A 10082-nucleotide genomic window follows, 5' to 3' on the forward strand; every position below is an offset into this window, starting at 1 on the left:
GAGAGGGCTCCGGTGAGCATCCCCACCGCTCCTCCGAAGAAGAAGGCCCCAAATCCGGTGATCCGCACCAGCGAGAGCCGTCGCCAGGGATTCTCCGCCCAGTGGCGCAGGCGCTCCCCCACCAGAGCCACCTGACGATGCAACCGGGTCTGCTGCAGGCGGATCACCGAGGAGTCAAGCGGGGGAAGAACGGGCAGGTGAATTGGCTGGAGATCCCCATCACCCGGCTCGGCCACCTGCCGCCGCAGGTCTACACCCTTTCAGGCCGCCCCGCCAGTCCTGGACCAGAGCTCAGCTTTCGCTGTCTTTGTTCTTGCGCGACCCCTTCCCTTCCAGCAGCTCCAGCAGCGCCTCCATCTGGGCCATCACCCCGCGCACCTCACCGGCTTCCGGCAGCAGGCCGTCTTCCATGACCCCCTGGTGCATCTCCCGGAGTTCCTGGCGGATGTAGCGCAGGTGGCTCACCACCTGCTCGCGTTTGGACTGCGACATGGAGGGGGCATCCTGTGTTGCCCTCTCTTTTACCTTACGGCCGGCCAAAGGGGCTTCATCCAGGCGAAAGTGCCCTCCCTGGCTGGGCCGGAGTCGATCAGGACCTGCTCGCTCAAGCGCTCAGCAGACCTTCATGTTTCGCCGAAGCGAGCCTTGGCGGCGCAGTAGAAGTCGAGGTCGATGCTGGTCAGGGAGGCCTCAAGCGCCAGGCTTTCGATCCGGCGCCGCACGGCGGGGCGCACAAAGAAGGGCACTTCCTTGAGCCTGGCTTCCGCCTCGGGGGTCCACTCCATCCTTCGCGTCACGGGCATGTCCTGAGGGGAGGTTACGGTCCAGACGCCTGATTTCTGGCCCTCGGCTGAGGAAGTCGCGTTGAGATCGTGCGCGGCCAATCTCAACGCGGTGTTGAATGGAATGGCAGATCTGGGATTGACACTCGCTTCAGTAAATCCTGTCGGGGATGACTTGATCGGGTAGCGGCAGAGAACTGATGGAGAATAGGGGACTCGAACCCCTGACCTCTGCGGTGCGATCGCAGCGCTCTACCAGCTGAGCTAATTCCCCTTTGAGGGGTATCCCTGAAGGGGAATTTATCACTGCCGATTCGCCCTCGCCCCGCTCCTGCCTGGCCGCCCTGGCCCAGGGGTGGGGCTGATGCGCTGGAATTGAGAGGTGCTTCGCTCCACTGGCCCCGTGTCCGCAACCCCGATCACGCCTGAGCGGCTGGCTGCCTTCGATGAGGCGGCCATCGCCGAGCTGGCCCAGCGCCTGGATGACGACGACTACCCCAACCCCTTTGAAGCCCTGCAGGACTGGCACCTGATCCGGGCCCTGGCGATCCACCGCCCTGAGCTGGCGCGCCCGTACGTGCATCTGGTGGATCAGGAACCCTTCGATGAGGAGTGAGCCCCTGGCCGGCTGCCGGATCCTGGTGGCCATCAGCGGCAGCATCGCCTGCGTGAAACTGCCGGCGCTGGTGAGTGCCTTGGTCCAGCGCGGTGCCCAGGTCCGCTGCGTGCTCACCCCCAGTGCCGCCCGGCTGGTGAGCCCGGTGGCCCTGGCCAGCCTCAGCCGTTCCCCCTGCCATCTCGAGGAGGATCAGTGGAGCCACCGGGCGCCCCGGCCCCTGCACGTGGAGCTGGCCGAATGGGCCGAACTGGTGCTGGTGGCCCCCCTGAGTGCCACCAGCCTGGCCCGCTGGGTGCAGGGCTCCGGCGACACCCTGCTCTCCAGCACCCTGCTGGCGACAGAGGCCCCGGTGCTGGCGGCCGCCGCCATGAACACGGCGATGTGGCGCTCCCCCGGGGTGCGGCGCAACTGGCAGGAGCTGCAGGGCTTCGAGAGGGTGCTGACCCTGGGGCCCGCCGCCGGGCTGCTTGCCTGCGACCGCCAGGGTGCCGGCCGGATGGCCGAGCCCCAGCAGCTGCTGCTGGGGCTGGAGACCCTGCGTCTGCATGGCTGGCGGCGCGACTGGCAGGGCAGGCGGCTGCTGGTGAGCGCAGGGCCCACCCGCGAATGGCTGGATCCCGCCCGCTGCCTCACCAACCCCAGCACGGGCCGGATGGGGGTGCTGCTGGCCCAGGCCGCCCGGTTGCGGGGGGCTGAGGTCGACCTGGTGCACGGCCCCCTCAACCTCGATCCGTTGCTGCTGGAAGGCCTGCGTGCGTATCCCGCCGAGAGCGGTGCGGCGATGGGCGAGGCCCTGGAGCAGTTGCAACCGGCGGCCGATGCGGTGGCCATGGCGGCTGCCGTGGCCGATCACGGCCGTGCCGCTCCTGAACTCCAGAAGCTCAGCAAGCAGGATCTGCTTGCCAGCTTGAGTGGGGGCTGGTGCGAGGTGCCGGACCTGCTGGCTCAGCTGGTGGCCCGCTGCCAAGCAGGCCAGCGGATTCTGGGGTTCGCGGCCCATTCGGGGGATGTGCTTCCCCAGGCCCGGGCCAAGCGGCTGCGCAAGGGCTGCGATCTGCTCTTCGCCAACCCGATCGACCAACCACAGGCCGGCTTCAGGGTGTGCAGCAATGAAGGCTGGTTGCTCGGTCCGGGGGAGCGGGAGCTGCGCATCGAGCCAGCGGGCAAGTTCGCCGTGGCCCATCAGCTCATCAGCGCCCTCGGAGCCCTGCTGGATCCGCTCACGCCGCCAGCGGAGGCTCCTCGTGAAGGCCTGGCTGGTCGTCACGCTGCAGCAGATCCATGAAGGTGCGCAGCTGCAGGCGTGGGATGTAGGGCCAACCGCCGCTGCGCTCCATGTCCCTGAGCAGAGCGAACAGCCGCTGGCGGTCCCCCGGCAGGCTGCGACGGAAGGCCCCGTCCTGAATCGAGCGATGCAGGGTTTCCAGCTCCCGCAACAGGTTCAGCAGCGCCTCGGGCTGCCCTTCGAGCCCATCGGCGAGCTGGTGGAGACCCTGCACCAGCTCGCCCGCTGCCTGCAGGGGATCCTGAGCCTCGGCCGGAGCGTTGAAACCTTTGGTCATGTCTGGCGTGTCGCGTCCCGCCCTACGGGTTGTTGAGAGCCGCAACATGCTATCGGGACTCGGGTTTTTCATCTGTAGGATCGCCGCTGGCGCACCCATCACCAAGGTTTCACCCTGCTTGTGCGGCTTCTCCCAATGCGTTTTCGACCCCTGCTGGCCCTTGTGCTGGCGCTCTGCCTAACGCTGGTCACAGCGTGCGGTGGCGGTGCCAAAGCCGTTGAACGGGCCAATGTCACCTACGACGACATCGTCAACACCGGCAAGGCCAACGACTGCCCAACCCTTCCGGACTCGGCCCGCGGCTCCATCCCCCTGGATCCCTCCGGCAGCTATCAGCTCCGTGAAATCTGTCTCCACCCCAGCGAAGTGTTCGTGAAGGGTGAGCCGGCCAACAAGCGCCAGGAGGCTCAGTTCGTGGCGGGCAAGATTCTCACCCGTTACACCTCCAGCCTTGATCAGGTCTATGGCGATCTGACGATCGACGGCGCCCAGCTCACCTTCAAGGAGCTTGGTGGGATCGATTTCCAGCCGATCACCGTTCTCATGCCGGGTGGTGAGGAAGTGCCCTTCACCTTCTCCAGCAAGCAGCTGATCGCCACAGCCGAAGGCACCGCCATCAGCCCGAGCACGGATTTCGAAGGCGCCTACCGGACGCCCAGCTACCGCACCGCCAATTTCCTTGATCCCAAGGGCCGTGGCCTCACCACCGGCTACAGCAGTGCCGTCGGTCTGGTGCCTGCCGGTGACGACGAGGACCTCACCAAGGAAAACGTCAAGCAGTACATCGAGGGCACCGGCACCATGAACCTCTCGATCACCAAGGTCGACAGCGTCACTGGTGAGTTCTCCGGGGTGTTCTCGGCGGTCCAGCCTTCCGACACCGACATGGGCGGCAAGGTCGCCGTCGATGTCAAGGTCACCGGCGAGCTCTACGGCCGCCTCGAGCAGGTCTGAGCCCAGCCAGCCGCTTCTGGATGGTGCTGAAGCTTGGCCAAGAAGGATCCCCTCGGGGGCCCTTTTTTTGTGGCAATCCCATCCGCGCTGCCGCCGTGGAGCCACCCCGGTCACACGTCCTTGACGCCCGGTCTGGAACAATCGCTCCACCTGAAGCTGGCTCCCCCCCATGACCACCGCCGCTCCCTCTGGACGCCCCAGCACCGGTTTGATTCCGCCCCACGGGGGCACGCTGGTGAATCTGATCGTGCCGGCGGAGCAGCGTGAGGCGGTGAAGGCGGGTGTGGATCGGGTGCTCGAGTGCAGCCACCGCAACGCCTGCGATGTGGAGCTGCTGATGGTGGGGGGCTTCTCGCCGCTGCTGGGCTTCATGCACCAGGAGGACTACGAGGCGGTGGTGCAGGGGAACCGCACCACCTCTGGGCTGCTGTTCGGCCTGCCGATCATCTTCGACAACGCTGAGGCCACGATCAAGGTGGGCGAGCGTCTGCTGCTCACTTACCAGGGTCAGGAGCTGGCTGTGCTCACGGTGGAGAGCGTCTGGGAGCCCGACAAGGTGAAGGAGGCCAAAGGTTGCTACGGCACCACATCCCTGGAGCATCCGGCGGTGCGCATGATCGCCACCGAACGGGGCCGCTACTACCTCGGTGGAGCGTTGCAGGGCCTGGAGCTGCCCCAGCGGGTGTTTCCCTGCCGCACCCCGGCCCAGGTGCGCGCCGAGTTGCCCCATGGGGAAGACGTGGTGGCCTTCCAGTGCCGCAACCCGATCCACCGGGCCCACTACGAGCTGTTCACCCGTGCGCTGCACGCCACGAACGTGAGCGAGGGGGGTGTGGTGCTGGTGCATCCCACCTGCGGACCCACCCAGGAGGACGACATTGCCGGGGAAGTGCGCTTCCAGACCTACGAGCGACTGGCGGCGGAGGTGGCCAACCCGCGCATCCGCTGGGCCTACCTCCCCTATGCCATGCACATGGCGGGGCCGAGGGAGGCGCTGCAGCACATGATCATCCGCAAGAACTACGGCTGCACCCACTTCATCATTGGCCGCGACATGGCGGGCTGCAAGAGCTCCCTGAGCGGTGAGGATTTCTACGGCCCCTACGACGCGCAGGACTTCGCTCGCGAGAACGCACCGGAGCTGGGCATGGAGACGGTGCCGTCGCTGAATCTGGTGTACACCGAAGAAGAGGGCTACGTGACGGCGGAGCACGCCCAGGCAAGGGGCCTGCATGTAAAGAAATTGAGCGGAACCCAGTTCCGGCAGATGCTGCGCAGCGGTGAGGAGATCCCGGAGTGGTTCGCCTTCCGTAGCGTGGTGGAGGTGCTGCGGTCCGCCTGACGGTCCCCAGCGACGGTTAACATTCTGTTACTTCCCCTCTCAGGAGCACGCAGGTTGAAAAAACGCTGGCGCAACGCGGGGCTCTATGTGCTCCTGGCGATCGTGGTGATTGCGGTGGGCTCCGCTTTCCTGGGACGCCCTGATCAGGCCAATGCCCCCAGAAGCCTCCGCTACAGCGATTTCGTCGAGGCGGTTCAGGAGAATCAGGTGTCGCGGGTGCTGATCTCCCCCGACCGCGGTACCGCCCAGGTCGTTGAGAACGACGGCAACCGGGCCGTGGTCAACCTCGCCCCCGACAAGGACCTGCTCAAGCTGCTCACCGAGCACAACGTCGACATCGCGGTTCAGCCCAACCGTGAGCCGGCCGCCTGGCAGCAGGCCGTGGGCAGTCTGCTCTTCCCGCTGTTGCTCCTGGGAGGCCTGTTCTTCCTGCTGCGACGCGCCCAGGGGGGAGGCGGCAACCCCGCCATGAGCTTCGGCAAGAGCAAGGCCCGCCTTCAGATGGAACCCCAGACCCAGGTCACCTTCGGTGATGTGGCCGGCATCGAGGGCGCCAAGCTCGAGCTCACCGAAGTGGTCGACTTCCTCAAGAATCCCGATCGTTTCACGGCCGTAGGCGCCAAGATTCCCAAAGGCGTGCTGCTGGTGGGCCCTCCCGGCACCGGCAAGACCCTTCTGGCCAAGGCGGTGGCCGGAGAAGCCGGTGTGCCCTTCTTCTCCATCTCCGGCTCGGAGTTCGTGGAGATGTTCGTGGGCGTGGGCGCCAGCCGCGTGCGTGATCTGTTCGAGCAGGCCAAGAAGAGTGCTCCCTGCATCGTCTTCATCGACGAGATCGATGCTGTCGGCCGGCAGCGGGGTGCAGGCCTTGGAGGCGGTAACGACGAGCGCGAGCAGACCCTCAACCAGTTGCTCACCGAGATGGACGGCTTCGAGGGCAACACCGGTATCATCATCGTGGCGGCCACCAACCGTCCGGATGTGCTGGATTCCGCCCTGCTGCGGCCGGGCCGCTTCGATCGCCAGGTGGTGGTTGACCGTCCGGACTACGCCGGCCGTCTGCAGATCCTCGGGGTCCATGCCCGCGGCAAGACCCTTGCCAAAGATGTCGATCTCGACAAGGTGGCGCGCCGTACCCCCGGCTTCACCGGCGCCGATCTGGCCAACCTGCTCAATGAAGCGGCGATCCTGGCGGCCCGCCGTCAGCTCACCGAAATTTCGATGGACGAGGTCAATGACGCCATCGAGCGCGTCATGGCCGGTCCTGAGAAGAAGGACCGCGTGATGAGCGAGAAGCGCAAGCGGCTCGTGGCGTATCACGAATCGGGCCATGCCCTGGTGGGTGCCCTGATGCCTGACTACGACCCGGTGCAGAAGATCAGCATCATTCCCCGCGGCCAGGCTGGTGGCCTCACCTTCTTCACCCCCAGTGAGGAGCGGATGGAGTCGGGCCTCTATTCCCGCGCCTATCTGCAGAACCAGATGGCCGTGGCCCTCGGTGGCCGCGTCGCTGAGGAGATCGTCTACGGCGAAGATGAAGTCACCACCGGAGCCTCCAACGACCTCCAGCAGGTGGCCCGTGTTGCACGCCAGATGGTCACCCGCTTCGGCATGAGCGACAAGCTGGGCCCCGTGGCTCTCGGCCGTGCCCAGGGAGGGATGTTCCTCGGCCGCGACATCGCCGCTGAGCGCGATTTCTCCGAAGACACAGCCGCCACCATCGACGAGGAAGTGGGTCTGCTGGTGGCTGAGGCCTACCGCCGTGCCAAGCGTGTGCTGATCGAAAACCGCTCGGTTCTCGATGAACTGGCCGAGATGCTGGTGGAGAAGGAAACCGTCGACGCCGAGGAGCTCCAGGAGCTCCTGATCCGCAGCGATGTGCGGGTCGCTGAGTACGTCTGAGTCCCAGACGCTGCTGGATGAACTCCGGGCGCTGCCGCTGCTGGCGGTGCTGCGCCCGGTCCATCCCCTGGAGGCCGTCTCCCGGATCGCGCTGTTAAGCGCGGCCGGGATTCGCCATGTGGAGATTGCCTGGAGCCCATGGGACCGCTGGAGCCACGACTGCCTTGAGCTGGCACAGCGTTTCCCCGCGATCCGCTTCGGTGCCGCTTCGGTTCGCACCATCCAGGCTCTGGAAGCTGCCCATCAGGCCGGCTTCAGCTTCGCGTTCTCGCCCGTTCTGGATCCCTTCTTGCTCAGCTGCGCCTACCAGCTGGGCATCACCCTGGTGCCCGGGGTCTTCTCCCCCACGGAGGTGCAGCAGGCGGTGGAGCTGGGCTGCGCGGCGGTCAAGCTCTTTCCGGCCAAGGCCCTGGGTCCTGGGTACTGGGGCTTGCTCGCAGGTGCCCTGGCTCCCTTGCCCTTCTGCATCGCTGCGGGGGGGCTGGAGGTGGCTGACCTCAGTGGCTGGCTCCAGGGGGGTGCGGATGCCCTGGCCCTGGGCTCCACGTTGTTCGAGCCCATCAGCGAGGCGGGAGATTGCCCCCGGCTGGATCCACGCCTGGCTGGGTGGGTGGCGGCTTACACCTCAGCTTCATCTCACCAGAGGCTGCACTGAGCCTGCTGACGCAGCAGGTGGTCGGCCAGCACCAGGGCGACCATCGCTTCCACCATCGGCACGGCCCGGGGCAGCACGCAGGGGTCATGGCGGCCCTTGGCCTCCAGCACCGTGGCCTCGCCGCTGGAGGTCACGGTCTGCTGGGCTTTGCGGATCGTGGCGGTGGGCTTGAAAGCCACCCGCAGCACGATGGTTTCGCCGTTGCTGATGCCCCCCTGGATGCCACCGGAGTTGTTGGTGGCGGTGCGCAGGCTGCCGTCGCCGGTGGCGAGGAAGGCGTCGTTGTGTTCGCTGCCCCGCTGCAGGGTGCCGGCGAAGCCGGAGCCGATCTCGAAGCCTTTGGTGGCCGGCAGCGACATCACCGCCTTGGCCAGGTCGGCCTCAAGCTTGTCGAAGACCGGCATGCCCAGCCCCACCGGCGCCCGGCGCACCACACATTCGATCACGCCGCCGCAGGAATCACCCTCGCGGCCGATGGCCTCGATGCGCTCGATCATCCGCTCCGCGCAGGCGGCATCGGGGCAGCGCACGATGTTGGCCTCCACGTCGTCGAGGCTGACACCGGCTGGATCGATCGTGGCCTCGATCGTGTGGATCCGCTTCACCCAGGCGATCACCTCGGTGCCATGGGCGCGGGCGAGCAGTTGTTTGGCGATGGCACCGGCCGCCACCCGGCCGATCGTTTCCCGCGCCGAGGCCCGGCCGCCGCCGCTGCGGGCCTGGATGCCGTACTTCGCCTGGTAGGTGGCATCGGCGTGGGAGGGCCGGAACGCCACCGCCATCTCGCTGTAATCGCCGGGACGCTGGTCCTTGTTGCGCACCACCATGGCGATCGGTGTGCCCAGGGTGACCCCATCGAGCAGGCCGCTGAGGATCTCGACGCGATCGTCTTCCTTGCGGGGGGTGGTGATCCTGCTCTGTCCCGGTTTGCGGCGGTCGAGCTCGGCCTGGATGGCCTCCAGATCAAGGGCCAGCCGCGGCGGGCAGCCGTCGACGATCACCCCCACACCACCGCCGGGGGACTCACCGAAGGTCTGTATCCGAAACTGGTCGCCGAAGCTGCTGCCCATGGCTGCGTCACGCTGACGCGAGCGTAGGGGACCTGCCGATGAGCTTCAGCACGGGGATCGAGAGCAGCACGGTGACCACCAGATAGGCCACCACGGCGATTTTCACCCCAGGCAGGTCACGTGCATAGGTGCTGGCGAACAGCAGCGCCAGGCCGGGATTGCGCATGGAGGTCACCAGCGAGACTGTGAGTCGTTCATGGCTGGCACTGGTGGGAGTCAGGAGATAGCCCACGCCCAGGCAGAGCAGCACCAGCACGCCCATGAAGCCGAGCGCCAGCCAGTTGGCGCCCACGAAGGGAATCAGCAGCGGACCGGTGGTGACCACCACGCCACCGATCAGCACCAGCAGCCGCCCATTGGCCAGTTTGTTCAAGGGAACCTCCACGGTCTTGGTCAGGCCTGGCAGCCAGCGGCGCACCAGCAACCCCAGCAGCAGGGGCAGCACCTGGGTTCGGCCCACCTGCAGCGCCACTTCCTTCGGACCGATGTCCCAGTTCTGGACTCCGAAGGCAGCCCGGAACACATCCGCCATGAACGGAATCGAGACGATGGCCACCAGCGCAGCCCCCACCTGAAGCAGGGCTGCCAGCTCGGTGTCCCCGCCCTTCTTGCCCGCCTTGCGCAGGATCATCGGGGCGCTGGGGCAGAGCGCCATCAGGGCGATCGCCAGCCGGGCCGGACCCGAAAGCGATGCGCTCAGGGGCAGCAGCAGCAGCAGGGCCAGCAAGGGCACCAGCAGGCAGGAGCCCACTAGAACCCGAGCGATCAGGAAGGGCTTCTGGCGCAGCCCGGCGATGGCGTCGCTGCGCAGGCCCAGCCCCAGGGCAAACATGATCGTGAACAGGGTCAGCGCGACGAACATGGGGGCCGAGTGCGAGTGGGGAGCAGGGTCGGTGGATCTTGATCAGCAGGCTGGCAGCGGCCCGCCGCCTTGCCTGGGATGTGACTTTGCTGGCTGACGATCGAGAGACCGTCAACAAAAATGCCCCTGCCGAAGCAGGGGCATTTTTGTTGCCCTTGATGCAGGTGGTGAGCCCATGGGACCCACCGGATGCATCAGCCGATCGCGGGGGCGGTCAGCGCCACAGGAGTGGCTTCAGCAGAAGCCAGGTCCAGCGGGAAGTTGTGCGCATTGCGCTCGTGCATCACTTCCATGCCCAGACCAGCGCGGTTCAGCACATCAGCCCAGGTGTTGATCA

The 10082-nt window shown here is 66.5% G+C and carries 11 protein-coding genes, 1 tRNA gene and 2 pseudogenes; 6 read left to right on the top strand and 8 right to left on the bottom strand.

Annotated elements, in window-relative coordinates; translation table 11 throughout:
- The 4 genes and pseudogenes from KBY78_RS12365 to KBY78_RS12380 form a co-directional block, all read right to left on the bottom strand.
- Positions 1 to 236: pseudogene (locus KBY78_RS12365) on the bottom strand (DUF565 domain-containing protein); the annotation flags it as partial.
- A 55-nt stretch (positions 237 to 291) separates the two neighbouring features.
- A complete protein-coding gene (locus tag KBY78_RS12370) occupies positions 292 to 492 on the bottom strand; it encodes a hypothetical protein (RefSeq protein WP_006172336.1) in 201 nt (66 codons plus the stop codon).
- A gap of 131 nt (positions 493 to 623) precedes the next feature.
- Positions 624 to 785 carry a PCP reductase family protein gene (locus KBY78_RS12375; RefSeq protein ID WP_255143846.1) on the bottom strand — a complete coding sequence of 54 codons (162 nt, stop codon included), beginning with the start codon at positions 783 to 785 and terminating at the stop codon, positions 624 to 626.
- A gap of 198 nt (positions 786 to 983) precedes the next feature.
- Positions 984 to 1056: transfer RNA gene (locus KBY78_RS12380), tRNA-Ala, on the bottom strand.
- Positions 1057 to 1185: 129 nt separating this feature from the next.
- Between KBY78_RS12380 and KBY78_RS12385 the strand changes: the two genes are divergently transcribed.
- Both KBY78_RS12385 and coaBC read left to right on the top strand, forming a co-directional pair.
- Positions 1186 to 1398 carry a DUF2555 domain-containing protein gene (locus tag KBY78_RS12385; protein ID WP_006172334.1) on the top strand — a complete coding sequence of 71 codons (213 nt, stop codon included), beginning with the start codon at positions 1186 to 1188 and terminating at the stop codon, positions 1396 to 1398.
- Complete coding sequence (gene coaBC / locus KBY78_RS12390) at positions 1388 to 2686, top strand: bifunctional phosphopantothenoylcysteine decarboxylase/phosphopantothenate--cysteine ligase CoaBC (protein ID WP_255143840.1); 1299 nt, start codon at positions 1388 to 1390, stop codon at positions 2684 to 2686. The genes KBY78_RS12385 and coaBC overlap by 11 nt, the downstream gene beginning before the upstream one ends.
- On the opposite strand, the gene KBY78_RS12395 is transcribed toward coaBC, so the two are convergent.
- A complete protein-coding gene (locus tag KBY78_RS12395) occupies positions 2622 to 2963 on the bottom strand; it encodes a hypothetical protein (protein WP_255143841.1) in 342 nt (113 codons plus the stop codon). The two genes, coaBC and KBY78_RS12395, sit on opposite strands and share 65 nt — an antisense overlap.
- A 135-nt stretch (positions 2964 to 3098) precedes the next feature.
- Here KBY78_RS12395 and psbO point away from each other — a divergent pair, with 135 nt between their 5' ends.
- The 4 genes from psbO to KBY78_RS12415 all read left to right on the top strand — a co-directional run bounded on the left by psbO (position 3099) and on the right by KBY78_RS12415 (position 7813).
- Positions 3099 to 3917 carry a photosystem II manganese-stabilizing polypeptide gene (gene psbO, locus KBY78_RS12400; RefSeq protein ID WP_006172331.1) on the top strand — a complete coding sequence of 273 codons (819 nt, stop codon included), beginning with the start codon at positions 3099 to 3101 and terminating at the stop codon, positions 3915 to 3917.
- A gap of 169 nt (positions 3918 to 4086) precedes the next feature.
- Entirely contained in the window at positions 4087 to 5259 is a 1173-nt protein-coding gene (gene sat / locus KBY78_RS12405; protein WP_255143842.1) for a sulfate adenylyltransferase, read from the top strand.
- Between the two features lie 54 nt (positions 5260 to 5313).
- Positions 5314 to 7158: an ATP-dependent zinc metalloprotease FtsH3 gene (gene ftsH3 / locus KBY78_RS12410; protein ID WP_006172329.1), complete on the top strand. Its 1845-nt coding sequence runs from the start codon at positions 5314 to 5316 to the stop codon at positions 7156 to 7158.
- Entirely contained in the window at positions 7133 to 7813 is a 681-nt protein-coding gene (locus KBY78_RS12415) for a bifunctional 4-hydroxy-2-oxoglutarate aldolase/2-dehydro-3-deoxy-phosphogluconate aldolase (protein ID WP_255143843.1), read from the top strand. Before ftsH3 ends, KBY78_RS12415 begins: the two co-directional genes overlap by 26 nt.
- On the opposite strand, the gene aroC is transcribed toward KBY78_RS12415, so the two are convergent.
- The 3 genes and pseudogenes from aroC to KBY78_RS12430 all read right to left on the bottom strand — a co-directional run.
- A complete protein-coding gene (gene aroC, locus KBY78_RS12420; protein ID WP_255143844.1) occupies positions 7795 to 8883 on the bottom strand; it encodes a chorismate synthase in 1089 nt (362 codons plus the stop codon). The two genes, KBY78_RS12415 and aroC, sit on opposite strands and share 19 nt — an antisense overlap.
- 7 nt (positions 8884 to 8890) lie before the next feature.
- The gene (locus KBY78_RS12425) at positions 8891 to 9745 is read right to left on the bottom strand and encodes a bile acid:sodium symporter (RefSeq protein WP_255143845.1); all 855 of its coding nucleotides are present in this window, start codon (positions 9743 to 9745) and stop codon (positions 8891 to 8893) included.
- 194 nt (positions 9746 to 9939) lie between these two features.
- Positions 9940 to 10082: pseudogene (locus tag KBY78_RS12430) on the bottom strand (photosystem II q(b) protein); the annotation flags it as partial.

Origin of the sequence: Synechococcus sp. EJ6-Ellesmere (assembly GCF_024345875.1) — a bacterium.
Classification (GTDB): Bacteria; Cyanobacteriota; Cyanobacteriia; order PCC-6307; family Cyanobiaceae; genus Regnicoccus_A; species Regnicoccus_A antarcticus.

Excerpts from the sequence above, each read along its gene's own strand:
- KBY78_RS12370 (WP_006172336.1), bottom strand. The coding sequence starts at position 492 with ATGTCGCAGTCCAAACGCGAGCAGGTGGTGAGCCACCTGCGCTACATC.
- KBY78_RS12375 (WP_255143846.1), bottom strand. The coding sequence starts at position 785 with ATGGAGTGGACCCCCGAGGCGGAAGCCAGGCTCAAGGAAGTGCCCTTC.
- coaBC (WP_255143840.1), top strand. The coding sequence starts at position 1,388 with ATGAGGAGTGAGCCCCTGGCCGGCTGCCGGATCCTGGTGGCCATCAGC.
- KBY78_RS12395 (WP_255143841.1), bottom strand. The coding sequence starts at position 2,963 with ATGACCAAAGGTTTCAACGCTCCGGCCGAGGCTCAGGATCCCCTGCAG.
- psbO (WP_006172331.1), top strand. The coding sequence starts at position 3,099 with ATGCGTTTTCGACCCCTGCTGGCCCTTGTGCTGGCGCTCTGCCTAACG.
- sat (WP_255143842.1), top strand. The coding sequence starts at position 4,087 with ATGACCACCGCCGCTCCCTCTGGACGCCCCAGCACCGGTTTGATTCCG.
- KBY78_RS12415 (WP_255143843.1), top strand. The coding sequence starts at position 7,133 with ATGTGCGGGTCGCTGAGTACGTCTGAGTCCCAGACGCTGCTGGATGAA.
- aroC (WP_255143844.1), bottom strand. The coding sequence starts at position 8,883 with ATGGGCAGCAGCTTCGGCGACCAGTTTCGGATACAGACCTTCGGTGAG.
- KBY78_RS12425 (WP_255143845.1), bottom strand. The coding sequence starts at position 9,745 with ATGTTCGTCGCGCTGACCCTGTTCACGATCATGTTTGCCCTGGGGCTG.